Below are 22,536 nucleotides of genomic sequence, written 5' to 3' on the forward strand. Positions count from 1 at the left end.
GGCCGAGGAGGTCCCCTTGTGCGCTTGTCCCGCCGAACGGCCTCAGTGTCCCTCGCCGTCGCCCTCGTGCTGACCCTGGCGTACGAAGCGGTGCCCCACGCGCACGTGCCCGCCGACGATCACGAGTCGGCCGATCCCTTCGGCGCCGCGTGCCGGGTCCGCGTCACCGGCTCCAAGGTGACCGTGTACTGCCACAACCCGTACCCCGAGGCCGACCGTGTGAGCCTGCACGTCGAGTGCGCCCGCTGGTGGGACATCGACACCGACAGCACCCCGGTGGAGGCCGGGCCCGCGCAGACCGTACGGCTGACGGGACGCTGCTGGAAGGAAGTCGGCGACGTGTGGATCAGTCACCGGCGGGCGCGCTGATCCCGCCCAGGCGGCACAGGAACGGATAGCGCGCGGCCTCCGCCGCCGCCTGCGCCGCGTCACCCGCGCGGATCGCGTCGAGCAGCCGCCCGTGCTCCAGGTAGGTCTCCGGCGTCAGCTCCTCGCCGACGTCCTCGCGCAGCCAGTCCCGCAGGACCTCGCCCAGGTCCGCGTACATGGCCGTCATCACGTCGTTGTGGGAGGCGGACACCACGGCCAGGTGGAAGGTCGCGTCCGCCGTCACGAACGCCTCCGCGTCACCCGACTCCCAGGCCTCCTCACGCCGCAGCAGCAGCGCGTCGAGCTGCTTGAGGTCCTTCTCCGTGCGCCGCTCGGCGGCCAGCCGGGCGGCCGCCGACTCGAGCGTGGAGCGCAGCTCGGCGATGTGCCGGGGGTCGGCACCGGCGAACCGCCGCTGCATCACCCCCGCCAGCTCGCTCGTCGCCACGACATACGTGCCGGAGCCCTGGCGGATGTCCAGCAGGCCGTTGTGCGACAGGGCGCGGACGGCCTCGCGGACCGTGTTGCGGGCGACACCCAGCTGCTCGACGAGCTCGGGTTCGGTCGGGATGCGGGAGCCGACCGGCCACTCGCCGGAGGTGATCTGGGCCCGGAGGGCGGCGATGACCTGCTCGGAGAGGGCCGAACGTCGGGGATGGCTCAGGGGCATGGCACACCTTGGCACGGCCGGGGCGCCGGAGCGCGGCCCGGCAGGGAGCGGAGTGGACAGTCAATCATCCTATGATTCTATGATGGGCCGCATGGCTAGTGAGGAAACCCGGACGATGACGCCCCCGACCGTACGCGGCTCGGCCGCGCACGATGCCCGGGAACCCGGCGGCTCCGCCACGCGCGCGTGGACGACGCGGCTGCTCGTCCTCGGCATCGTGCTGTCCGCGCTGAACCTCCGCCCCGCCATCACCAGCCTCGGCGCCCTCCTGGAGGAGGTCCGCGACGGACTCGGCATGAGCGGCAGCGTGGCCGGGCTGCTCACCTCCGTGCCGCCGCTGTGCTTCGCCGTCTTCGGCGTCATGGCCCCGCGGCTCGCCCGCCGCTTCGGCGCCGGCGCCGTGGTGTGCGCCGGCATGGCCGCCATCGCCACCGGCCTGGCGGTCCGGCCGTACGCCGGCGGCACGGCCGGCTTCCTGGCCGCCAGCGCTCTCGCCCTCATGGGCATCGCGGTCAGCAACGTCCTGATGCCGGTCATCGTCAAGCACTGGTTCCCAGACCGCGTGGGCTCCATGACCGGCCTGTACTCCATGGCGCTCGCCCTGGGCACAGCCCTCGCGGCCGCGGTCACGGTGCCCCTGACCGACGCCCTGGGCGGCAGCTGGCAGTCGGGCCTCGCCCTGTGGGCGGGGCTGGCCGTGGCGGCTGTGCTGCCGTGGCTGCCGTTCGTTCGGGGGCGTGGGGCCAGCACGGCGGTGTCCGGGCCGGGGGAGCGGGGCGGAGTCGCGCCCGGGCCGGGGGAGCGGGGCCGGGGCGCGGAGACCGGGCCGGAGCGGGCCGGGGGCTCGGGGACACGGCCCGGGGAGCGGGCCGTAGGCCCGGAGCCCGACGGCGACCGGTCGGCGCGGGACCGGGAGACGCCGGGCTCGGCTCCCGCCGGGTCCGCCGCCGGGGAGACGCCGCGGCTGCGGATCACCCGGAGCCGCACTGCCTGGGCCCTGGCCGTCTTCTTCGGGCTCCAGGCGACCGCCGCCTACATCACCATGGGCTGGATGGCGCAGATCTTCCGGGACGCCGGCGTGCCCGCGGGCACCGCGGGGCTGCTGCTCGCGGTCACCATGGTGATGGGCGTGCCCCTGGCCTTCGTCATACCGCGCCTGGCCACACGGCTGCCGCACCAGGGCCCGATCGTGCTCGCCCTGGGCGTCTGCGGCCTGGCCGGTTACGCCGGGCTGTACCTCGCGCCGGCCGCCGGCGCCTGGGCCTGGGCGCTGCTGCTCGGCGTCGCCAACTGTGCCTTCCCACTCGCCCTCACCATGGTCGGCATGCGGGCCAGGACCGGCCCGGGCGTGGCCCAGCTGTCGGCGTTCGCGCAGAGCACCGGCTATCTGATCTCCATCCCGGGGCCGCTCCTGGTGGGCGTCCTCTACCAGCACAGCGGCGGCTGGGGCCTGCCGATCGCGCTCATGAGCGCCCTGATGATCCCGCAGATGGCGGTCGGCTTCCTGGCGGGCCGGGACCGCACGGTGGAGGACGAGGCGGGCCGCTGAGCCCTCCCTGGGGGCTCGGGGGACACCCCCGGGCGTCAGGCGCCCGGGGTGGGTGCGAGACTTGCCCCATGCCAGTGCTCGACCCGAATCCCCAGCACGGTCAGAAGAAGATGCTGCTCGTGTTCGGCGCCTTCTTCGCGATCTTCATCATCATCGGCGTCATCGCGACCATCGCCTCGCCATGACCGGGCCCGCCCCGCCCATGGTGGGGTTAGCCCCCCTGTCCCCTAGGGGGTGCGGGTCAGGGTCAAGTGGGTGGATCACCGGATGGGTTGGCCGCCTCGGATTCCGTAGCTTCGACGTGTGACCGCGAGACGCGGGCCACGGACCATTCGAAGAGCGGAGGCACCCATGTCGGCTCCTACGCACACCCGGCCCCGTCCGGCGACCCGGGCCGGCGTCGACAGCCGGCTGCCCTGGTGGGCCCTCGCCCTGCCCACGCTCGCCTTCGTCACGCTGCTCGTGCTGATCCTCAACCCGTCCGATGCCCAGGCGGCCACCGGTGACCCCCTGATCACCCACCTCTTCGCGTGGCTCCGGCAACTGACAGCCCGCTGAGCACGCCAGAAACCGGTGGTCAACTCCCTGCGCCCCGTGGCCTGTTTCATGCGAAGCTGGATCTTATGAGCGTCGCAGAACCCCGCAGGATTGTCCTCTTCCGCCATGCGAAAGCCGACTGGCCACAGGTGAGCGATCACGAGCGTCCGCTCGCTGACCGGGGCCGAAAAGAAGCGGCGGAGGCCGGGCGCAGGCTGGCCGACACCGGCATCGCCTTCGACCTGGCCCTGTGCTCCACCGCGGTCCGGACCCGGGAGACCTGGAAGCTCGCAGTCCAGGAGTTCCCGCAGCGGCCGAAAACCGTCTACGAAGAGCGGATCTACGAGGCCTCGCCGGGCGAACTGATCGCCCTGCTCAACGAGACCCCCGACGACGCGCAGAACATCCTCGTGATCGGCCACAACCCGGCCATCCAGGGCCTCGCCGACATCCTGGCGGGCACGGCCGAGGGCGACGCCCGCGACCGCATGAGCCGCCGCGGGTTCCCGGCCGCCGCCTTCGCGCTCCTGTCCTTCACCGGCTCGTGGAAGAGCCTGGAGCCGGGCGCGGCCACGCTGCAGGACTACTGGGCGCCGACCGAGTGACCGACTCCCCGACCGACTCCGGGTGACCGGGGCCCGGCACCGGTACGGTGCCGGGCCTGCCTGGCCGGCTCAGACCGTGTCGAGGGTGTCCGCCGCCTCGACCTCTTCGCGCGTGATGCCCAGCAGGTACAGCACGGTGTCCAGGAAGGGGAAGTTCACCGCGGTGTGCGCGGCCTGGCGCACCACCGGCTTGGCGTTGAAGGCGACGCCCAGACCGGCCGCGTTCAGCATGTCCAGGTCGTTGGCACCGTCACCGATCGCCACGGTCTGCGACAGCGGTACACCCGCCTCGGCGGCGAACCGGCGCAGCAGCCGGGCCTTGCCGGCACGGTCGACGATCTCGCCCGTGACCTTGCCCGTCAGCTTCCCGTCGACGATCTCCAGCGTGTTGGCGTGGGCGAAGTCCAGCCCGAGCCGCTCCTTCAGATCGTCGGTGACCTGGGTGAAACCGCCGGAGACGACGCCGACTTGGTAGCCGAGCCGCTTCAGCGTACGGATCAGGGTGCGGGCGCCCGGCGTCAGCCGCACCTCGCTGCGCACCTTGTCCACGACCGAGGCGTCCAGCCCCTCCAGCAGCGCCACGCGCGCGTGCAGGGACTGCTCGAAGTCCAGTTCGCCGCGCATCGCGGCCGCCGTCACCTCGGCGACCTGGTCCTCGCAGCCGGCGTGCGCGGCGAACAGCTCGATGACCTCGTCCTGGATGAGCGTCGAGTCGACGTCCATCACGACCAGACGCTGCGCGCGCCGGTACAGACCGGCGGCGACGACCGCCACGTCGATGCCGAGCTTCGCCGCGTCGGGCGCCAGGGCGGTGCGCAGCGGCTCGGTCTCCACGCCGGACACCGCGAACTCGACGGCGGTGACGGGGTACTTGGCGAGCCGGAAGATACGGTCGATGTTGCCGCCGGTCTTGGTGATCCGCGCGGCGACCGCCGCCGTCGCCTCCGCGGTGAGCGGATGCCCGAGCACGGTCACCAGGGAGCGGCCCAGCCCGCGCGGGCGGTTGTCGCCGAGGCCGGAGATGATCTCCGCCTGCATCTTCATCGACTCGGCCCAGCTGTGGACGGTCGCCCGCAGGTCGCCCTCGAGCCCCTTGGGGGGCTCGGTCACGAGCGCGCACAGCACCATTCGGCCCCGGGTGACGACCTGCTCGATGTCGACGACGTCGACGGAGTAGGCGGCGAGGGTGTCGAAGAGGCCGGCGGTGATGCCCGGACTGTCCTTGCCGAAGATCTTGACAAGGAGGGTGGGAACGTCGGAGGACGAGGTCTGCGAAGCGCTCATGGTGGTTCCACCGTATCCGGCGGGCAGGTCACACCGCCCGTCAGGTCCGCCTGGCGGACAGCGAACACTGGGCGACGCGTGGGTGGCGCGGACCTTGCGTCCCCTGTCTCCCTTGTCTCCCCTGTCTCCCCGAGGGGCCTACTTCCCCCCACGTGGTTTCCGCGGCGGTGGGGGAGGAGGCGGCGGAGGCGGCGGCCCGTCGTCCGGCCGGGCCGACGGCCGCTTCCCGCCCTTCGGCCCGGGCGGCTGCCGGGGCCCACGCGGCGGCGGCCCGACCGGCCGCGCCACGGTGGGCGCACCGTACACGTCCCCGTCCCGGTGAGCTGCGGGGCCACCGCCCGACGGCGGTTCGTGAGGCGCCTTGGGGTCGCCGGGGGATGGTGGTTGGCCAGGTCGAGGGGCCTGGCCGGGGCGCGGGGCTCGACCGGGTGGGGGGGCTTGGTTCGGCCGCGGGAATCGGCCGGGCCCGGGGACCTCGCCCGGCGGCCGGCGGCTCTCGTCCCGCTGCCGGTCCTCACTGGTCTGCCGTCCGCGCTCCAGCGGCCCAAGGGAGGGCCGTTCCTCGCCGTCCGGCCGCGCGTCCTCCGGCTCTCGCAGTTCGTCCGGCACCCGAAGGTACGGGTTGGTGGCCGGGTTCGGCGGCCGGTACGGCACTCCCGGCGCGTACGGCCCGGCCTCCTCCCCGTACGACGACGCCCGCTCGGCGCCGGCCGCGCCCCAGCGCCTGGACCGTCCGGCACTGGCGTCGTACCCGGGTTGCCCCGTGCCGGTCCCCGGCCCGGCCGCGTGCCCGGTGCCGGCCTCGTGTCCGGCCTGTCTCGGGTCGGCTCCCGGCCCGGCCCCCTCCCCGTGCCCAGCCCACCCAACCCCCGACTGGCTCCCTGCTCCACCGGCCACAGACGCGCCGACCCCAGCCACCCCGGCCCCGGCCACCCCCGCCCCCCGAGCCAAAGCCGAAGCCCGCCGCCCCGCACCCCCGCTCGCCCACGCCAGCAACGCCCCCACCGCCCCGGCCCCCGTACCCCACACCGCGCCCAGCAGCAGGGCCATGCCGAGGTGGCCGTGCAGTTCGATGCCCGCGCCGAACGCGTCGAAGCCGAGGACGGACAGGGAGGCGGTCACGGACACGTCCGTCAGCCAGGCGAGCAGCGGCAGGGCAAGTCCGGTCACGACCCCCAGCCGCAGCGCACACCGTCCCGCGAAACCGAGCGCACCCGGACCCCGTGCGTCCCCAGGGCCAGACACGGGCGTACGCACCGCCGCCAACACCCCCGCCAGCAGCATCATCAACCCCGCCGCCACCCCCAGCAGCCACACCCGCCCGTCCAGCTCGGCCAGCCGCCCGAGCGTCACCGCCTGGTCGGAACGGACCGCGAGCAGGTCGTCCAGGGGGTCCGGCAAGAGGCGGGTCAGTTCACCCGTGGCCTGGCCGTCCCACGGCACGAGCAGGCCGAGCGGGACGCCCAGCCACACTCCGTTCGGCGCGCCGAGCAGCGCCGCACCGGCGATGCGCCGGGGATGGTCGTCGCCGGTCGCCGCGTACGCCGCCGCCGCGAGCCCCGCCGCCACCGCGACCAGCAGCACGGTCACCACAGCGGAGACGGCGGGCCGCACGACCCGGTGCACGGCCTCCCAGCCCCGTGGCAGCGGCGTACGGCGCGAGGCCAGCAGGGCGATGAGGAGGATCCCGGCCGACCAGCCGGCCCCGCCGAGCAGCGTGGGCGCGGTGTCGACCGTGAAACCGACCGCCGCCCGCGCGTCGACCAGGTCGCCGAGCCGGTCCGGCAGCAGCCCGCCGATGTCCCCGATGTCCCCGATGTCCCCGAGCCCGGGAATCTCCAGGCCGTCTCCACCTCCACCGCCCCCGCCCGTCAAGTCGTCCAGGCCCAGCGCGCCGCCGTCGATCGTGATGACGTCGTGCCCCGCCCACGCCAGCCCGCCCAGCATCGCCACGAACAGCGCGACCACCGCGCCCGCACGCGCGAGGAGTTCGGCCGGTGCTATCACAACTCCCGCCGCCCGCAAGGACCGTAGGAAGAAGTGCGACAGCAGCACCGCCCCGACCAGGCTCACCCCCAGTGGCGTGATCTCGATGGCCGTGTCCGCCTGCGCACCCGTGAGGCCGAACGCGGACACATCACCGGACGGCGTGACCGAACCACCCGCCCCAAGGGCCACCACCGCCGCGGTCATCGGCCCCAACGAGCCCGCCGCGTCCGCCTCCAGCAGCCGCAGACCCAGGGCCGCCGTACCCGCCATCCCGATCAACGCCCAGCTCACGGCGGCGACGGCGGACATCAGCACGTCTCCCCACGGCATCCGCGTGCCGTCCCTCGCCGTCCCGACACCTGTACCGGCACCCATGGCAGACCCCCCGATCCGCTGTGCGGCGGGAACACCGCGCATGTCCCCCTCGCGTCGAAATACCACTCTCCGGCCGGTTTTCAACCCCGTCAACGGAAACGGCTGATGCGTCCGGACGCGGCCTTCGCAAGGCCCGACTTTCGGTCAGGCGGCCGCTACTGAAATAGTTCCCCCCGATGTTCGACATCCCTAGACTCCCCATGTCGGGGGTAACTCGGGGGACAACTCAGTGGGGCATGGAGTGCCGGAACTCGTACTGGAATCAAACGGACGTACCTGGACGCTCGATCCGTCCAGGGCATACACCCTCGGACGTGATCCGCAGGGGGACGTCGTCTTCGACGACGCCAGGGTCTCCTGGCGTCACGCCACGGTCAGCTTCAACGGCCGCAGTTGGGTCATCGAGGACCATGGCAGCACCAACGGCACGTTCGTGCAGGGGCAGCGGATCCACCAGCTGGAACTCGGCCCGGGCTCGGCGGTCAACCTCGGCAACGCGACCGACGGCCCGCGCCTGGACTTCTCCGGCGCCGCCGCCTCCGTCGCCACACCGCAGGCCCAGCCGCAGCAGCAGCCGTACGCCGCGCAGGGCGCGAACCCCGGCTGGGCCCAGCAGGCCCCTGCCCAGCAGGCACCCCACCAGCAGCCCCAGGCCCCGCAGCAGCAGGCCCAGGCCGGCTGGCAGCAGCAGCCGCAGCAGCACGCGGCGCACATCCCGCAGCAGCAGGGTCCCGGCGGCGTCGCGGGGGCGCCGCCGGTCTACGGTGACCGCAGCCCGACCACGTTCCACCAGTTCTCCCTCGGCCGCGTGATGCGCATCGGCCGTGCCCTGGAGAACGAGCTGGTCGTCTCCGACCTCCAGGTCTCCCGGCACCACGCCGAGTTCCACTCGACGCCCGACGGGCGTATGGAGATCCGCGACCTGGGCTCGCACAACGGCACGTACGTCAACGGTCAGCCGATAGCCAAGGGCGGCACGCAGCTGCTCGGCCCGACCGATGTCGTCGGCGTCGGCCACTCGACGTTCCGGATCGTCGGCGACCGGCTCGAGGAGTTCGTCGACACCGGTGAGGTGTCCTTCTCCGCGCGCCACCTGACCGTCACCGTCGACGGCGGCAAGCAGATCCTCAAGGACGTCTCCTTCGGCGTCCCGGAGAAGTCGCTGATCGCGGTCATCGGCCCGTCCGGATCCGGCAAGTCCACCCTGCTCAAGGCGCTCACCGGTTACCGCCCGGCCGACCAGGGCGAGGTTCTCTACGACAACCGGAACCTCTACAAGCAGTTCGCCGAGCTGCGCCAGCGCATCGGTCTGGTCCCGCAGGACGACATCCTGCACAAGGAGCTGACCGTCAAGAAGGCCCTCAAGTACGCGGCCAAGCTCCGCTTCCCGGCCGACACCACGGCCGCCGAGCGCGACGCCCGTATCGACGAGGTGCTGCGCGAACTGAAGCTGGACATCCACAAGGACAAGAAGGTCACGTCCCTGTCGGGCGGCCAGCGCAAGCGCGTCTCCGTGGCCCTGGAGCTGCTGACCAAGCCATCGCTGATATTCCTGGACGAGCCGACCTCCGGCCTCGACCCGGGCATGGACCGTGATGTCATGCAGCTGCTGCGCGGCCTCGCGGACGACGGCCGTACGGTCCTCGTCGTCACCCACTCGGTGGCGGAGCTGGCGCTGTGCGACAAGCTGCTGGTGATGGCGCCGGGCGGCTCGGTCGCCTACTTCGGCCCGCCCGAGGAGGCGCTGAACTTCTTCGGCTACGACACCTGGGCCGATGTCTTCTCCGCCTTCGAGAACTACCGCGACTACGACTGGGCGGGCCGCTGGAAGGGCTCGCAGCACTACCAGATGTACGCCGCGGACATCGACGCCGTTGCGCCGCAGTCCGTACAGGTTTCGCCGATGCAGGCGATGAAGCCGCCGAAGCCGCAGGGCTGGATGTCCCAGTTCGTCACGCTCGTGCGGCGCTACGTCTCGGTGATCGCGTCCGACAAGGGCTTCCTGGCCCTGATGGTGATCCTGCCGGCCGTGCTCGGCGCGGTGAGCCTGCTCATCGACGCGGACCGGGGCCTGCTGCCCAACCCGGCCAACCCGCAGACCGGCCGGATCATCCCGAACGGCACGGCCACCACGGTCCTGCTGATCCTCGCGGTCGGCGCCTGCTTCGCGGGCGCGGCGAACTCGGTCCGCGAGCTGATCAAGGAGCGGGTCATCTACGAGCGGGAGCGCGCGACCGGCCTGTCGCGGTCGGCGTACCTGATGTCGAAGGTGTTCGTGCTCGGCATGATCACCGTCCTGCAGGGCCTGCTGGTCGGCGTCATCGGCTTCTCCAGCCGGGAGATCCCCGAGGAGGGCCTGGTCTTCGGCAGCGCCACGCTGCTGGAACTGTCCGTGCCGATCATGGCGCTGGGCTTCACCTCGATGATGTTCGGCCTGATCATCTCCTCGCTGGTCAAGACCGCCGAGAAGACCATGCCGCTGCTGGTGATGTTCGCCATCATCCAGGTCGTCTTCACCGGCTGCCTGTTCACGCTGCACGGCTCGATCGGCGTCAACCAGTTCTCGTTCCTGATGCCGTCGCGGTGGGCGGTCGCCGCCTCCGGTGCCACGCTGGACTTCAACAAGATCAGCCCGCCCGAGACGCCCGGCGACACCGACCCGCTGTGGGAGCACACGGTCGGGGCCTGGGCCATGGACATGGGCGCGCTTCTCGCGCTCGGCGTGATCTGCGGCTTCTTCGTGGCCCGCTTCCTGCGTCGTCACGAGCCCGAGGTCATGCGCAAGTAGTCACCGCTCCACCGCGCCCGAAGGGCGGCACCCCGTCAGGAGGGTGCCGCCCTTCGGCGTTCGTTCAGCGAAGCAGAGAGGTCCGCGCCAGCCTCAGTACGCGCTGTTGACGTTGTCCATCGAGCCGTACTTGTCAGCCGCGTAGTTGCAGGCGGCGGTGATGTTGGCTACCGGGTCGTAGATGTCCCAGGAGGTGCCGGGGACGTGCCAGTGCTTGAAGGTCGGCGGGATGACCTGGAGCAGGCCCTTCGACGGGATGCCGTTGATGGCGTTGATGTCCCAGTTGTTGATCGCCTTCGGGTTACCCGAGGACTCTCGGATGATGTTGCGCTTGATGCCGTCGTAGGAGCCGGGAATCCCGTGCTTCTTCATGACGTCGAGCGACTCGCGGATCCAGCCGTCGAGGTTGTTCGGGTACTTCTTGACGGCGGCCTTCTTGACCTGGGCGCGCTTGGCGTCGCGGCTCGCGGCCTCCTTGGCCTTGCGCGCGGCCTCGGCCTTCTTCTTCGCGGCCTCGGCGGCGGCCTTCTTCTTGGCGGCGGCCGCGGCGTCGGCCTTCTTCTTCGCCGCGATCTGCTCGGCCTTCAGGCTGGCACTGGCCATCTGGTCGGTGACGCTCGCCTTGACGTCCTTGATCTGCTCGGTGCTGAACGCCACCGCAGCCGGCTGAGCGGCCTCGGTCGTGGTCTTGGTCGAGGCACCGCTCGGCACCGCGGAGAAGCCGATGGCGGCGGCGCCGAGGGTGGCGACACCCGCCATGGCGATCTTGTGGTGACGGGTCAGGGTACGACTGCGGCCACGGCTGAAGATGTTCTTGGGCATGGTGGTTGGACCTCTTCGAATAGCGCGGGAGTCGCTCGGCGTCCGGCGTTGGACTCGGTGTGTTTCCGACACGAACGCCGCGGAGGTGAACCCACGGCGCTGAGCGACGCCAGCAATTCTTAGCGGCCGCAAAATGGCGTGGCAAAGGTGTGACGTACGATGCCCGATAGTGGATCAGGGAGGGGTAAATCGGGGCAGATTGGACTATCTGTGCCGCTCAAAAGGTGGGGCTTTGTCTCCTATGCACTTTCGTACGTGACGTGGGTCCTATGCGCGGGCTCACACCGGGCGGGGCGCGGTCTCACCGCTGGTTGCACAAGCGATGCTCTGTGTGAGGGCTCTGCCGCACTCCTGCTACGGCAGGACGAGGTGCACGTCCCCGAACTCGTGCCACAGGTAGCGGCCCCGCACCGCCGCCTCGTACCCGCGCCGGACCGCCTCCCGCCCGGCGACCGCCTCCAGCATCAGCAGATGCGAGGCCTCCGGCTCGTGCAGCCCGGTCAGCAGCCCGTCCACCACACGCACCCCGCGCTCCGGCGTGACGACGAGATCCGTCCACCCCGCACGCGCGCGTACGCTCCCGTCGGCACCCACCGCCGATTCCACGGCCCGCACCGCCGTCGTCCCGACCGCCACGACCCGGCCCCCACCGGCCCTCGCGGCGTTGATCAGCCGCGCCGACGCCTCGGGCATCGCGAAGCGCTCCGGATACGGCGGCTCGTGCGCCTCCGCCGACGCCACCCCCGTGTGCAGCGTGACCGGCGCGAACTGCACGCCCCGGCTCACCAGCTCCGCCACCAGCCGCGTCGTGAAGGGCCGCGCCGCACTCGGCATCTCCGCACTGCCCGCCCCGTCCGCGGACGGCAGCGCGAACACCGTCTGGTAGACGGACAACGGCTGGTCGCGCTCCGTGTACGCGTACCGAATGGGCCGCCCGTGCTCCCGCAGCAGCCCCGGCACCCCCGGTCCGGCGACCCGCGCCCACCACAGCCGCTCGCTCCGCCCGCTCAGCGGCTCCTCCAGAACCAGCCACCCACCTCCCGGCAGGCACACCTCCGTCCCCGCGGGCCCACCCGCACGCGCGCGCGTGGTGCCCCGCCCGTCGGGCTCCCGCAGCTCCACCGCCCAGCGGCCGTCGTCCCCTCGCGTGGAGAAGTGCACCACCACGCGCGCGTGCCCGATCCACCCGTCCACGGCCGCGGCCAGCGTGGCCGAGGTGTTGACCACGAGCAGATCCCCGGCCCGCAACAGCCGCGGCAGCTCCGTGAACGTGTGATGCGCCACCTCCACACCCCGGGACACCAGCATCCGCACGGCATCCCGGTCCAGCCCGGGCCCCCGCTGCTCGACCGGCACCCGGGCCGACAGTTCCTCCGGTACCCGTACGGCCGGCGTCATCGGACCCCGTCCACCAGAGCCGGGGCCCCGTACCGCCCGCTCTCCGGCCGCTCGTCCAGCAGCCGCAGGAACCCCGACACCACAGCTGCCGGCTCGGGCCGCGGGTCGTGATCGTCCGGTACGGCCGCCGCATACAGGTCCGTGGCCATGTCCCCGGGGTCCACCGCCCAGACCCGCAACCCCGGCTCCTCCACGGCGAGCACCGCCATCAGCTGGTCCAAGGCGGCCTTGGACGCCCCGTAGCCGCCCCAGGTCTCGTACGCCTCGGCGGCCGCGTCCGAACTGACCGCCATGACGGTGCCGGACCGCGAGGCCCGCAGCAGCGGCAGCGCCTCCCGCACCAGGCCGAGACCCGCCACCAGGTTCACCTCCAGCGCCCGCCGCAGCCCCTTCAGGGACAGCTCCTCCAGCCGTACCAGCGGCTCGGCGCCCAGCGCGCTCGCGTTGTGCACCAGCAGATCGACGCCGCCGAGCCGCGACGCCGCCGACACCAGGGCCGCCCGGTGCGCGGCGTCCGTGACGTCCCCCGGCAGGGCGGTCACGCGCGTGCCGTGCGCGGAGACGGCCTCTGCCGCGTCCCGCAGTGCCTCGGCGCCCCTGGCATCGAGTACCAGATCCCAGCCCCGCCCGGCCAGTGCCTCCGCGAGTGCCCGGCCCAGACCCTTCGAGGCTCCCGTGATGATCGCAACCGGCATGATCCGCTCCCTCGCCCTGATCGTGTGCCCTCAACGTAGGAACAGGGACACCCGGATCGCCTCGGACGCGGGCCCCAGCCCACCGGGTCCCTTCGCCCTACGCCACCGGCCCGGCGCCCCAGGACCGAGGGCGTGTCGGCCCCGCGACCTAGGCCGTGTCCGCAAAGTCCCGCCTGCCCCGCGACGCCTGGCACGTACTCTCGCCGCACCGGACGAAGCCCCGAGTACATCCAGTACGAGGGACTCCGCCCGGCGCACCGAGAGCACGCACCAGACGCCGCGGCGCCCGCCCTCCGGGCGGACGACGGGACTTTGCGGACACGACCTAGGCCCACAGGCCCAGGCGTCCACCGACACCGGTCCGATCCGCGCTGTCACAGCCCGCCGGTACCGTGAGGTCATGAGCCACGGTCCCCGGTCCGGCCTCGCCGCGGTGAGCTCCGCGTTGCTGGCCATGAGCAGGCATCTAGAGGTGCGCGATGTCCTCAAGACGATCGTCGCCTCGGCCCGCGAGCTGCTCGACGCGCAGTACGCCGCGCTCGGCGTCCCGGACGACCACGGCGGCTTCGCCCAGTTCGTGGTCGACGGCGTCAGCGACGAGCAGTGGAAGGCCATCGGCCCGCTCCCGCGCCAGCACGGCATCCTCGCCGCGATGCTCCACGAGGCCAGGGCCGAGCGCCTCGCCGACGTCCGCATGGACCCCCGCTTCGAGGGCTGGCCGAGCGCACACCCCGACATGGTCGACTTCCTGGGCCTGCCCGTCCGCGACGGCGACGAGGTCATCGGCGCGCTCTTCCTCGCCAACAAGAACTGCCCCAAGCCCGAAGGCACGTGCGGCTTCACCGAGGACGACGAGGAACTGCTCGGCATCCTCGCCCAGCACGCGGCGATCGCCCTCACCAACGCCCGCCTGTACGAACGCAGCCGTGAACTCACCATCGCCGAGGAACGCTCCCGCCTCGCCCACGAACTGCACGACGCGGTCAGCCAGAAGCTCTTCTCCCTGCGTCTGACCGCCCAGGCCGCCGCCCGCCTGGTGGACCGGGACCCCTCCCGCGCCAAGGGCGAACTCCAGCAGGTGGCGGCCCTCGCCGCCGAGGCAGCCGACGAACTGCGCGCCGCCGTCGTCGAGTTGCGCCCCGCCGCCCTCGACGAGGACGGCCTCGTGGCCACCCTCCGGACACAGGTCCAGGTCCTCGACCGCGCCCACTCCGCCCGCGTCACCTTCGCGGGCCGCGGTGTGAAGGCCCTGCCCGCCTCCCAGGAGGAGGCCGTCCTGCGGGTCGCCCAGGAGGCCCTGCACAACGCCCTGCGCCACTCCGACGCCGACCACGTCGCCGTGACCCTTGACCGCCGCGGCAGCGGAGCCGTTCTGCGCGTCACGGACGACGGCAGCGGATTCGACCCGAAGGCGGTCCGCCGCGCGGGGCGCCATCTGGGCCTGGTCTCGATGCGGGACCGGGCGAGCGGGGCGGGCGGCACGCTGACCGTGGAATCGGCGCCCGGCAAGGGCACCACGATCGAGATGGAGGTCCCCGGTGGCTGACGCAATCAAGGTGCTGATCGTCGACGACCACCAGGTCGTCCGCCGGGGCCTGCGCACGTTCCTGGAGGTCCAGGACGACATAGAGGTCGTCGGCGAGGCGGCGGACGGCGCCGAGGGAGTCGACCGCGCGGAGGAGCTGCGGCCCGACGTCATCCTCATGGACGTCAAGATGCCGGGCATGGACGGCGTCGACGCCCTGCGCGGACTCCGCGAACGGGACAACCCCGCGCGCGTGCTGATCGTCACCAGCTTCACCGAGCAGCGCACGGTGGTCCCGGCCCTGCGCGCGGGTGCCGCCGGCTACGTCTACAAGGACGTCGACCCCGACGCCCTCGCCGGCGCCATCCGCTCCGTCCACGCCGGGCACATCCTCCTCCAGCCGGAGGTCGCCGACGCCCTGTTGTCCCAGGAGGAGGCCAACTCGGGCCCGGGAAGGGCAGGTTCGCTCACCGACAGGGAGCGCGAGGTGCTCGGCCTGATAGCGGACGGCCGCTCCAACCGGGAGATCGCCCGCGCCCTCGTCCTCTCCGAGAAGACCGTCAAGACCCACGTCTCGAACATCCTGATGAAACTCGACCTGTCCGACCGAACGCAGGCTGCTCTGTGGGCCGTTCGCCATGGCGTGACCGGCTGACACGCTCATCCCGCGGCAACGCGGAGGGTTCCATTCCCAGATGAGATTCATACTGTCGTGGGAACGTCCCTCATATGGCGCAACCTCGGCGGACCTCCGCCGTTCTCCAGTGCGTGCTGCGGCGCCTGCCGCGGCAATCGCAAGGAGGGCTCAGAAGTGAAGAACCTGAAGAAGGCCGCTGCCGTGACGATGGTGACGGGTGGCCTGCTGGCCGCGGGCGCGGGCATCGCCTCCGCCACCAGCGCGCACGCCGACGGCCAGGCCGTGGGCTCCCCGGGCGTCGGCTCGGGCAACGTCGTCCAGGCCCCGGTGCACGTCCCGGTCAACGTCTCGGGCAACAGTGTGAACGTCGTGGGCGTCCTGAACCCCGCCTTCGGCAACCTCGCCGTCAACCACTGACGCCCCACCTCCGTCTCCGAGCCGGAGGTAACACCGGCCTCCCGGCCCCACCCGGGAGGCCGGTCATCCCAGCCTGCGGGCAGTCGTGCCGCTGGGGCGGCACGGGTGGGCGCAGGCGGCACCCCGCTACGCCGGGCCGCGCACCCACCTGCCCCGGGCAGCAACGCCCAGCACCACACAACCGACAGTCACCGCACCCCCCGCTCCCGCTCCTCCACAACGGAGTTGTACGCCGCGACCTGCGCCCGCCGAGCCGTCCGCTCCACCGGCCGCAACGCCTCCCCCCGCGCCGCCATCTCGCCCGCACTCACCGCACCCCCGTGCCCACTCTCGGTCGCCACAGCGATGAGCACCCCCACCCGCTGCGCCAACTCCAGCACCCGCACGGCCCGCGCCGGATACCCGGGCGCCAGCACCTCCCGCCCCCGTTCGGCCCGCGCCCGATACGCGTCGACCGCCGTCTCCGCCATCGGCCCCGCCCCGGCCACATCCAGCCGTGTCAGCACCTCGGTCGCGTCCCGGAGGGCCTCGGCGAGCTCCCGCTCCGCCTCACCGAGCGACGGCACATCCGCCGGCGGCGCCTCCCGCACGGGCAGCACATGCCACACCACCTCGTCCTGCACGCCCTCAGGCCCGGCCTCGTACACGTCCGGCACCAACCCGAGGGCTGCCCCGTAGCAGACCACCGCCTCCTCGGCCTCCAGCGCCCGCGCGTTGAACTCCGGCGGCCCGCTCAGCCCCAGCGGATGCCCCGGCGCGGGCAGTGCCACCCGCAGCCCGGTCACCCCGAGCGTCCGCAGCCGCCCCAGCGCGAGCGTCAGCCCGACCTGGCCCGACTCTCCCGGCAGCCCTTCCACCCGATGCACCGCGTCCTCGCCGACGATGGCGAGCACGGCGTCATCCGGTGAGACAAGTCCGGCCAAAAGGGCATTTCCCCATGCAGCGAGACGTCCAGCGCGTGGTTCCGTGAGCATGTCCCCACCCTAGGACCCTCCAAGGACCGGACCGAGGGAATGTCCGGGCCGACCGGTGGCGTAGATTTCATGGAGGGCTGCGCCCACCGGCGCGGCGGACCGAGCCACAGGCTTACGCGACAGCCGAGACCGGCCACACTGCAAGGGGAGACAACGCGCTCATGAGCGATGTTCTGGAGCTTCAGGACGTATCCGTGGTCCGCGAGGGCCGGGCTCTGGTGGACCAGGTCTCCTGGTCGGTCAAGGAGGGCGAGCGCTGGGTCATCCTGGGCCCGAACGGCGCCGGCAAGACCACCCTCCTCAACCTCGCTTCCACCTACCTCTTCCCCAGCTCGGGCACTGCCGCCATCCTCGGCGAGACCCTCGGCCGGCCCGGCACCGACGTCTTCGAGCTGCGCCCGCGCATCGGCATGGCCGGCATCGCCATGGCCGACAAGCTCCCCAAGCGCCAGACGGTCCTGGAGACGGTACTGACCGCCGCGTACGGCATGACCGCCACCTGGCACGAGGACTACGAGGAGATCGACGAACAGCGCGCCCGGGCCTTCCTCGACCGCCTGGGCATGAGCGAGTACCTGGAGCGCAAGTTCGGCACGCTCTCCGAGGGCGAGCGCAAGCGCACCCTCATCGCCCGCGCCCTGATGACCGACCCCGAGCTGCTCCTCCTCGACGAGCCCGCCGCCGGCCTCGACCTCGGCGGCCGCGAGGACCTCGTCCGCCGCCTCGGCCGGCTGGCCCGCGACCCGATCGCCCCCTCGATGCTCATGGTCACCCACCACGTCGAGGAGATCCCCCCGGGATTCACGCACGTCCTCATGATCCGCCAGGGCAAGGTCCTCGCCGCCGGCCCGATGGAGCTCGAACTCACCTCCCGCAACCTCTCCCTCTGCTTCGGCCTCCCCCTCGTCGTCGAACAGGCGGGCGAGCGCTGGACGGCCCAGGGCCTCCCGCTGTCCTGATCCGGCACCTCGCCCCACAAATCCCAAAGCAAGAAGGGCATTTACACGCTGGGCGCCCTGTCGGCGACCGGGCCGTCGGACCTACCATGCCCCTGTGGACATCGACGCATGGCTGTGGTGGCTGATCGGCGCGGCAGCGCTCGGCATCGCGCTCGTGGTCACCGCGATGCCGGAACTCGGCATGCTCGCGGTGGGCGCCATCGGCGCCGCGGTGGTCAACGGCCTCTTCGGCGGCGGAGCCGTCGCCCAGGTCGTCGTCTTCGCCGTCATCTCGACCGCGGGCATCGCCGTCGTGCGGCCCATCGCCAACCGACATCGCGCCCAGCGACCCCAACTCGCCACCGGTGTGGACGCGCTGAAGGGCAGACAAGCCGTCGTCCTGGAGCGCGTCGACGCCTCCGGCGGCCGGATCAAGCTGGCCGGAGAGGTCTGGTCGGCCCGCGCCCTCGACACCGACCGTGCTTACGAAGTGGGCCAGGAAGTGGACGTCGTGGACATCGAGGGAGCCACTGCGATCGTCATGTGACCTCGCAAGACGTAACTGGAGTGAACTCCTCGCCAGCTACGCGACGGTCTGACAGACTCGACCAGCAAGATCTTCGACAACCATAAGATCTGCCGAAGTCGCCGAGGCGGAGAAGGGTACGGGGAACGACGATGGAACCGGTCATCATCGTCCTGATCATTCTGGTGGTGTTGGTCTTCATCGCCCTGATCAAGACGATCCAAGTCATCCCACAGGCCAGCGCGGCCATCGTCGAGCGTTTCGGCCGCTACACGCGGACGCTGAACGCCGGCCTCAACATCGTCGTCCCGTTCATCGACACCATCCGCAACCGCATCGACCTGCGCGAACAGGTCGTCCCGTTCCCGCCGCAGCCGGTGATCACCCAGGACAACCTGGTGGTCAACATCGACACGGTCATCTACTACCAGGTGACCGATGCCCGCGCCGCGACCTACGAAGTCGCCAGCTACATCCAGGCGATCGAGCAGCTCACCGTCACCACGCTCCGCAACATCATCGGCGGCATGGACCTGGAGCGGACCCTGACCTCCCGCGAGGAGATCAACGCGGCCCTGCGCGGCGTCCTCGACGAGGCCACCGGCAAGTGGGGCATCCGCGTCAACCGCGTGGAACTCAAGGCGATCGAGCCGCCCACCTCCATCCAGGACTCGATGGAGAAGCAGATGCGCGCCGACCGCGACAAGCGCGCCGCGATCCTCCAGGCCGAAGGTGTCCGGCAGTCGGAGATCCTGCGCGCCGAAGGTGAGAAGCAGTCCCAGATCCTGCGCGCCGAAGGTGAGGCCAAGGCAGCCGCCCTGCGCGCCGAGGGCGAGGCCCAGGCCGTCCGTACGGTCTTCGAGGCCATCCACGCCGGCGACCCGGACCAGAAGCTGCTCTCCTACCAGTACCTCCAGATGCTCCCCAAGATCGCCGAAGGCGACGCCAACAAGCTCTGGATCGTCCCCAGCGAGATCGGCGACGCCCTCAAGGGCCTCTCCGGCGCCATGGGCAACTTCGGCGGCATGGGCGGTGGTTCCGGCGGCAACGGCGGCGCGTCCGGAGGCGTCGTCCCCGCCCAGGAACGCCGCGAGAAGCCGTCCATCGACTGACCTCACACGACGACTGACCCCGCACGCACGAAGGGGGCCCGCTTCCCAGGGAAGCGGGCCCCCTTCGCACGACGACAACCGACCACAAGACAACTAGGCCGCGGGCTGGGCCAGCCACTCCGGCAGCGCGTCGAAGTCGTCCTGCCCCAGCGCCAGCAGCATCGCGTCGGCCGGAGTCGGCTCGAACGGCTGCCGCATCAGCGGCATCCCCGCCTGCTCCGGAGTCCGGTTCGCTTTGCGGTGGTTGTCCTCAGCGCACGAGGCCACCGTGTTCAGCCACGTGTCCTGACCACCCTGCGACCGCGGCACCACATGGTCGACGGTCGTCGCCCGCCTCCCGCAGTACGCGCACCGGTGCCGGTCCCGGACCAGCACACCCCGCCTCGACCACGGCGCTCGTCTTCGGAAAGGCACCCGTACGTACTGGCAGAGCCTGATCACACGGGGCGCGGGTATGTCGACCGCGGCTCCCCGCATCCGCAGTTCGGGGTGGGCCTGCTCGACGACGGCCTTGTCCTGAAGCACCAGAACGACGGCTCGGTTCAGCGTCACCGTCGACAGCGGCTCGAAGCTCGCGTTGAGTACCAGCGTGTCCCGCATACCAGCCCACCTCCCGTGTGCACCGGCCCACCCCCTGGCGGGCTGGGATCAACTCTGGCCGGGCACGCCGAGATGGACAACGCAATATCTGCTGCTCCTACGGGGGGTGACCCCCGCGACCCCCGGCAACAAAAATGCCCGCTCCTGATCAATTCCAAGACCAGGAGCGGGCAAACGTTCCGTGAACGCCGGGATCGCGGGGGCGGCTCGTCAGCCCTCGGCGGGCACCTCGTACTCACCGATCAACTGAGCCCGCGCGATCGTGTGGAACCGCAGGTTGAAGCCCACGACGGCAGGCGAAGCGTCCGCGTCCGGACCGAGCTTCTCCTGGTCCACGGCGTACACCGTGAACACGTACCGGTGCGGCCCGTCCCCGGGCGGCGGCGCGGCCCCACCGAACTCCTTGCCGCCGTAGTCGTTACGAGCGTGGACCGCACCCGCGGGCAGACCCTCGAACTTGCCGCTGCCCGCGCCCGCCGGCAACTCGGTCACCGACGCCGGGATGTCGAACAGCACCCAGTGCCAGAACCCGCTGCCCGTCGGGGCATCGGGGTCGTAGCAGGTCACGGCGAAGCTCTTGGTCTCGGGCGGGAAGCCCTCCCACCGCAGCTGCGGCGAGGTGTTGCCGGCCGCGTGGACCTGAGCGTCCTTGAGCGTCGCCCCTTCCTGGACGTCCTCGCTCGTCACCGTGAACGACGGCACGGGCGGATGGAAGTCGTGGGGGAGCGGCCGCCGCTTGAGCTCGGTCACCTCGGTACCTCCTGATCGGTTCTTGCAGTTGATTCCCGAGCCTAGGGGGTGTCCTAGAACCAGTTGCGCTTGCTGCCGACCTCGGAGAGCCACTGGTTGAGGTACGCCACCCAGTCGGTTCCCTGGTAGTCGTTGAGACCCACCTGGAAGGACCGGAAGGTGTCGCTGCCCTCGCTGAACAGCCCCGGCTTCTTGTCCATCTCGAGCACCACGTCCATCGCGTGGGCATCGGCCACGAAGCTCAGCTCCACCTGGTTCAGCCCCCGGTACTGCTGCGGCGGGTAGAACTCGATCTCCTGGTAGAACGGCAGCTTCTGCCGCGTACCCCGGATGACCCCGCGCTCCATGTCCGCGTTCTTGAACCGGAAGCCCAGCTGGATGAAGGCGTCCAGGATCGCCTTCTGCGCCGGCAGCGGATGCACCTTGATCGGGTCCAGGTCGCCGGAGTCCACCGCCCGCGCGATCTCCAGCTCCGTGGAGACCCCGATGTGCATCGAGCGCAGCTCCTGCCCGTCGATCGTCGTGATCGGCGTCTCCCACGGAATCTCCAGCCCGAACTGGACCGCGTGCACCGCGTTCGCCTGAAGCTCGAACGCCCCGCCCAGCCGGGACTTCGTGAACTCGATGTCCTGCTTGTACTCCTGGTCGCCGCTCTCCACCTCGACCTTGGCCTGGAGCCCGACCGAGAGCCCCTCGATCTGCTGGTTCACGGACCCGCCCTGGATCCGCACCTCACCCTGGACGACACCGCCCGGGACGACGTTGACCTCATGCAGCACCGTCTCGACCGAAGCCCCGCCGGCCCCCAGGCTCGCGAGCAGCTTCTTGAACGCCATGTCTCTCCCTCTCGCCCACTACGGGTGAATCCCTGATCCCTACAAACGCGATCCGGCCGTGGCCGGTTCCACGCCCTCACCCTGGCAAGGCCGGTGCCCTGAGGCCACCCCGCCGCACCACCCGTCTCCAGTACCCTCGGACGGCATGATCGCGACCCCCGACCGTACGCCCCTGCCGAGGGAGTTCTTCGACCGGCCCGTCCTCGATGTCGCCCCCGACCTCCTCGGCCGCATCCTGGTACGCACCACCCCGGACGGTCCGATCGCCCTGCGCCTCACAGAGGTCGAGGCCTACGACGGTGCGGACGACCCCGGCTCCCACGCCTATCGCGGCCGCACGGACCGCAACGACGTGATGTTCGGTCCCCCCGGGCACGTCTACGTCTACTTCACCTACGGCATGTGGTTCTGCATGAACCTGGTGTGTGGTCCCGAGGGCAAGGCGAGCGCGGTCCTGCTCCGCGCCGGCGAGATCATCGAGGGCGCCGAACTGGCCCGCACCCGTCGACTCTCGGCCCGCAACGACAAGGAACTGGCCAAAGGGCCGGCCCGCCTGGCCACGGCCCTCGACGTGGACCGCTCCCTGAACGGCACGGACGCCTGCACCTCCGGTGCCACGCCCCTGAAGGTTCTCGCGGGCACGCCCGTACTCCGTGACCAGGTGCGCAACGGCCCGCGTACCGGAGTCGCGGGCGCCGGGGGCAATGGCGACATCCACCCCTGGCGCTTCTGGATCGCCAACGATCCGACGGTGAGCCCCTATCGGGCCCATGTCCCGAGGCGTCGCCGAAGTTGACGTGTCTCCGCAGGATGCGTAATGTAGCCCGAGCCGCTTGACCCGGGTACGGCATACGCCAGCAGCCGGAAGCGGCCAACCCACTACCTAGCGACTCCCCTCAGCAGGGGCGAATTCGGCGTGCCCGCATGCCTGAATTCGGCGCCGACGGACTCGATTATGAGTTGGACGGCGAATCGGTTAACGTAGTGAATGTCGAAAGGCCGACGAGCGAAAGCCAAGGGCGATCGGCAAATCCCGCCGACAGGGAATCGGGTCGAGAAAAGATCTGATAGAGTCGGAAACGCAAGACCGAAGGGAAGCGCCCGGAGGAAAGCCCGAGAGGGTGAGTACAAAGGAAGCGA

General features: G+C 71.2%; 23 protein-coding genes. 13 read left to right on the forward strand and 10 right to left on the reverse strand.

Annotated features, from left to right (window positions below):
* Positions 1 to 18 precede the first annotated feature (18 nt).
* Positions 19 to 369: a hypothetical protein gene (locus AC07F0_RS15780; RefSeq protein WP_478979063.1), complete on the forward strand. Its 351-nt coding sequence runs from the start codon at positions 19 to 21 to the stop codon at positions 367 to 369.
* On the opposite strand, the gene AC07F0_RS15785 is transcribed toward AC07F0_RS15780, so the two are convergent.
* Positions 347 to 1,039: a FadR/GntR family transcriptional regulator gene (locus tag AC07F0_RS15785; protein WP_436726716.1), complete on the reverse strand. Its 693-nt coding sequence runs from the start codon at positions 1,037 to 1,039 to the stop codon at positions 347 to 349. The two genes, AC07F0_RS15780 and AC07F0_RS15785, sit on opposite strands and share 23 nt — an antisense overlap.
* A 79-nt stretch (positions 1,040 to 1,118) precedes the next feature.
* Between AC07F0_RS15785 and AC07F0_RS15790 the strand changes: the two genes are divergently transcribed.
* The 4 genes from AC07F0_RS15790 to AC07F0_RS15805 all read left to right on the forward strand — a co-directional run bounded on the left by AC07F0_RS15790 (position 1,119) and on the right by AC07F0_RS15805 (position 3,730).
* Entirely contained in the window at positions 1,119 to 2,588 is a 1,470-nt protein-coding gene (locus AC07F0_RS15790) for an MFS transporter (protein WP_478979065.1), read from the forward strand.
* A 68-nt stretch (positions 2,589 to 2,656) separates the two neighbouring features.
* Complete coding sequence (locus tag AC07F0_RS15795; protein WP_086012488.1) at positions 2,657 to 2,773, forward strand: SGM_5486 family transporter-associated protein; 117 nt, start codon at positions 2,657 to 2,659, stop codon at positions 2,771 to 2,773.
* Between the two features lie 166 nt (positions 2,774 to 2,939).
* Positions 2,940 to 3,146: a hypothetical protein gene (locus tag AC07F0_RS15800; protein WP_436731684.1), complete on the forward strand. Its 207-nt coding sequence runs from the start codon at positions 2,940 to 2,942 to the stop codon at positions 3,144 to 3,146.
* A gap of 65 nt (positions 3,147 to 3,211) precedes the next feature.
* Positions 3,212 to 3,730, forward strand: coding sequence for a SixA phosphatase family protein (locus AC07F0_RS15805; protein ID WP_356923301.1), 519 nt, complete (start codon positions 3,212 to 3,214; stop codon positions 3,728 to 3,730).
* Positions 3,731 to 3,799: 69 nt separating this feature from the next.
* On the opposite strand, the gene serB is transcribed toward AC07F0_RS15805, so the two are convergent.
* Together serB and AC07F0_RS15815 are read right to left on the reverse strand one after the other, a co-directional pair.
* Complete coding sequence (gene serB / locus AC07F0_RS15810) at positions 3,800 to 5,014, reverse strand: phosphoserine phosphatase SerB (protein WP_478979068.1); 1,215 nt, start codon at positions 5,012 to 5,014, stop codon at positions 3,800 to 3,802.
* Positions 5,015 to 5,152: 138 nt separating this feature from the next.
* Positions 5,153 to 7,378 carry a streptophobe family protein gene (locus AC07F0_RS15815; RefSeq protein ID WP_478979071.1) on the reverse strand — a complete coding sequence of 742 codons (2,226 nt, stop codon included), beginning with the start codon at positions 7,376 to 7,378 and terminating at the stop codon, positions 5,153 to 5,155.
* 241 nt (positions 7,379 to 7,619) lie between these two features.
* On the opposite strand from AC07F0_RS15815, the gene AC07F0_RS15820 reads away from it, so the two are divergent.
* Complete coding sequence (locus AC07F0_RS15820; RefSeq protein ID WP_478979074.1) at positions 7,620 to 10,166, forward strand: ABC transporter ATP-binding protein/permease; 2,547 nt, start codon at positions 7,620 to 7,622, stop codon at positions 10,164 to 10,166.
* Positions 10,167 to 10,259: 93 nt separating this feature from the next.
* On the opposite strand, the gene AC07F0_RS15825 is transcribed toward AC07F0_RS15820, so the two are convergent.
* The 3 genes from AC07F0_RS15825 to AC07F0_RS15835 form a co-directional block, all read right to left on the reverse strand.
* A complete protein-coding gene (locus tag AC07F0_RS15825) occupies positions 10,260 to 10,988 on the reverse strand; it encodes a transglycosylase SLT domain-containing protein (protein WP_478979077.1) in 729 nt (242 codons plus the stop codon).
* A gap of 354 nt (positions 10,989 to 11,342) precedes the next feature.
* A complete protein-coding gene (locus tag AC07F0_RS15830) occupies positions 11,343 to 12,386 on the reverse strand; it encodes an S-adenosylmethionine:tRNA ribosyltransferase-isomerase (RefSeq protein ID WP_478979080.1) in 1,044 nt (347 codons plus the stop codon).
* Positions 12,383 to 13,081 (reverse strand): SDR family NAD(P)-dependent oxidoreductase, encoded by a 699-nt coding sequence (locus AC07F0_RS15835; RefSeq protein WP_478979083.1) that lies wholly within the window; start codon positions 13,079 to 13,081, stop codon positions 12,383 to 12,385. The genes AC07F0_RS15830 and AC07F0_RS15835 overlap by 4 nt, the downstream gene beginning before the upstream one ends.
* Positions 13,082 to 13,481: 400 nt before the next feature.
* On the opposite strand from AC07F0_RS15835, the gene AC07F0_RS15840 reads away from it, so the two are divergent.
* The 3 genes from AC07F0_RS15840 (at position 13,482) to AC07F0_RS15850 (ending at position 15,660) form a co-directional block, all read left to right on the forward strand.
* Positions 13,482 to 14,627: a GAF domain-containing sensor histidine kinase gene (locus AC07F0_RS15840; protein ID WP_436730858.1), complete on the forward strand. Its 1,146-nt coding sequence runs from the start codon at positions 13,482 to 13,484 to the stop codon at positions 14,625 to 14,627.
* Entirely contained in the window at positions 14,620 to 15,261 is a 642-nt protein-coding gene (locus AC07F0_RS15845; RefSeq protein ID WP_478979085.1) for a response regulator, read from the forward strand. The genes AC07F0_RS15840 and AC07F0_RS15845 overlap by 8 nt, the downstream gene beginning before the upstream one ends.
* Positions 15,262 to 15,417: 156 nt before the next feature.
* Positions 15,418 to 15,660 (forward strand): chaplin, encoded by a 243-nt coding sequence (locus AC07F0_RS15850; protein WP_086847493.1) that lies wholly within the window; start codon positions 15,418 to 15,420, stop codon positions 15,658 to 15,660.
* Positions 15,661 to 15,848: 188 nt separating this feature from the next.
* Here the strand turns inward: AC07F0_RS15850 and AC07F0_RS15855 are convergent, their stop codons facing one another.
* Positions 15,849 to 16,634 carry a hypothetical protein gene (locus AC07F0_RS15855; RefSeq protein WP_478979088.1) on the reverse strand — a complete coding sequence of 262 codons (786 nt, stop codon included), beginning with the start codon at positions 16,632 to 16,634 and terminating at the stop codon, positions 15,849 to 15,851.
* Between the two features lie 161 nt (positions 16,635 to 16,795).
* Here AC07F0_RS15855 and AC07F0_RS15860 point away from each other — a divergent pair, with 161 nt between their 5' ends.
* The 3 genes from AC07F0_RS15860 to AC07F0_RS15870 all read left to right on the forward strand — a co-directional run bounded on the left by AC07F0_RS15860 (position 16,796) and on the right by AC07F0_RS15870 (position 19,210).
* Positions 16,796 to 17,593 carry an ABC transporter ATP-binding protein gene (locus tag AC07F0_RS15860; protein ID WP_020272309.1) on the forward strand — a complete coding sequence of 266 codons (798 nt, stop codon included), beginning with the start codon at positions 16,796 to 16,798 and terminating at the stop codon, positions 17,591 to 17,593.
* 94 nt (positions 17,594 to 17,687) lie between these two features.
* On the forward strand, positions 17,688 to 18,119 hold the full coding sequence (locus AC07F0_RS15865) for an NfeD family protein (RefSeq protein ID WP_478979091.1): 432 nt from the start codon (positions 17,688 to 17,690) through the stop codon (positions 18,117 to 18,119).
* 131 nt (positions 18,120 to 18,250) lie between these two features.
* Positions 18,251 to 19,210 carry an SPFH domain-containing protein gene (locus tag AC07F0_RS15870; RefSeq protein WP_306968239.1) on the forward strand — a complete coding sequence of 320 codons (960 nt, stop codon included), beginning with the start codon at positions 18,251 to 18,253 and terminating at the stop codon, positions 19,208 to 19,210.
* A 93-nt stretch (positions 19,211 to 19,303) separates the two neighbouring features.
* Here AC07F0_RS15870 and AC07F0_RS15875 read toward each other — a convergent pair whose 3' ends face one another.
* From AC07F0_RS15875 to AC07F0_RS15885, 3 genes are all read right to left on the reverse strand, one after another.
* Positions 19,304 to 19,810 (reverse strand): HNH endonuclease, encoded by a 507-nt coding sequence (locus tag AC07F0_RS15875; protein ID WP_478979094.1) that lies wholly within the window; start codon positions 19,808 to 19,810, stop codon positions 19,304 to 19,306.
* A gap of 210 nt (positions 19,811 to 20,020) precedes the next feature.
* A complete protein-coding gene (locus AC07F0_RS15880) occupies positions 20,021 to 20,560 on the reverse strand; it encodes a YbhB/YbcL family Raf kinase inhibitor-like protein (RefSeq protein WP_478979097.1) in 540 nt (179 codons plus the stop codon).
* Positions 20,561 to 20,613: 53 nt separating this feature from the next.
* Positions 20,614 to 21,396 (reverse strand): sporulation protein, encoded by a 783-nt coding sequence (locus AC07F0_RS15885; protein WP_467369900.1) that lies wholly within the window; start codon positions 21,394 to 21,396, stop codon positions 20,614 to 20,616.
* A gap of 145 nt (positions 21,397 to 21,541) precedes the next feature.
* On the opposite strand from AC07F0_RS15885, the gene AC07F0_RS15890 reads away from it, so the two are divergent.
* On the forward strand, positions 21,542 to 22,192 hold the full coding sequence (locus AC07F0_RS15890) for a DNA-3-methyladenine glycosylase (RefSeq protein ID WP_478979099.1): 651 nt from the start codon (positions 21,542 to 21,544) through the stop codon (positions 22,190 to 22,192).
* Positions 22,193 to 22,536: the final 344 nt, after the last annotated feature.

The organism is Streptomyces sp. NPDC045955 (assembly GCF_056430805.1).

Bases quoted from the DNA above. Each gene is read 5' to 3' on its own strand.
- AC07F0_RS15785 (WP_436726716.1), bottom strand. From the start codon at position 1,039: ATGCCCCTGAGCCATCCCCGACGTTCGGCCCTCTCCGAGCAGGTCATC.
- AC07F0_RS15790 (WP_478979065.1), top strand. From the start codon at position 1,119: ATGATGGGCCGCATGGCTAGTGAGGAAACCCGGACGATGACGCCCCCG.
- AC07F0_RS15795 (WP_086012488.1), top strand. From the start codon at position 2,657: ATGCCAGTGCTCGACCCGAATCCCCAGCACGGTCAGAAGAAGATGCTG.
- AC07F0_RS15800 (WP_436731684.1), top strand. From the start codon at position 2,940: ATGTCGGCTCCTACGCACACCCGGCCCCGTCCGGCGACCCGGGCCGGC.
- AC07F0_RS15805 (WP_356923301.1), top strand. From the start codon at position 3,212: ATGAGCGTCGCAGAACCCCGCAGGATTGTCCTCTTCCGCCATGCGAAA.
- serB (WP_478979068.1), bottom strand. From the start codon at position 5,014: ATGAGCGCTTCGCAGACCTCGTCCTCCGACGTTCCCACCCTCCTTGTC.
- AC07F0_RS15815 (WP_478979071.1), bottom strand. From the start codon at position 7,378: ATGGGTGCCGGTACAGGTGTCGGGACGGCGAGGGACGGCACGCGGATG.
- AC07F0_RS15825 (WP_478979077.1), bottom strand. From the start codon at position 10,988: ATGCCCAAGAACATCTTCAGCCGTGGCCGCAGTCGTACCCTGACCCGT.
- AC07F0_RS15830 (WP_478979080.1), bottom strand. From the start codon at position 12,386: ATGACGCCGGCCGTACGGGTACCGGAGGAACTGTCGGCCCGGGTGCCG.
- AC07F0_RS15835 (WP_478979083.1), bottom strand. From the start codon at position 13,081: ATGCCGGTTGCGATCATCACGGGAGCCTCGAAGGGTCTGGGCCGGGCA.
- AC07F0_RS15840 (WP_436730858.1), top strand. From the start codon at position 13,482: ATGAGCCACGGTCCCCGGTCCGGCCTCGCCGCGGTGAGCTCCGCGTTG.
- AC07F0_RS15855 (WP_478979088.1), bottom strand. From the start codon at position 16,634: ATGCTCACGGAACCACGCGCTGGACGTCTCGCTGCATGGGGAAATGCC.
- AC07F0_RS15860 (WP_020272309.1), top strand. From the start codon at position 16,796: ATGAGCGATGTTCTGGAGCTTCAGGACGTATCCGTGGTCCGCGAGGGC.
- AC07F0_RS15870 (WP_306968239.1), top strand. From the start codon at position 18,251: ATGGAACCGGTCATCATCGTCCTGATCATTCTGGTGGTGTTGGTCTTC.
- AC07F0_RS15875 (WP_478979094.1), bottom strand. From the start codon at position 19,810: ATGCGGGACACGCTGGTACTCAACGCGAGCTTCGAGCCGCTGTCGACG.
- AC07F0_RS15885 (WP_467369900.1), bottom strand. From the start codon at position 21,396: ATGGCGTTCAAGAAGCTGCTCGCGAGCCTGGGGGCCGGCGGGGCTTCG.
- AC07F0_RS15890 (WP_478979099.1), top strand. From the start codon at position 21,542: ATGATCGCGACCCCCGACCGTACGCCCCTGCCGAGGGAGTTCTTCGAC.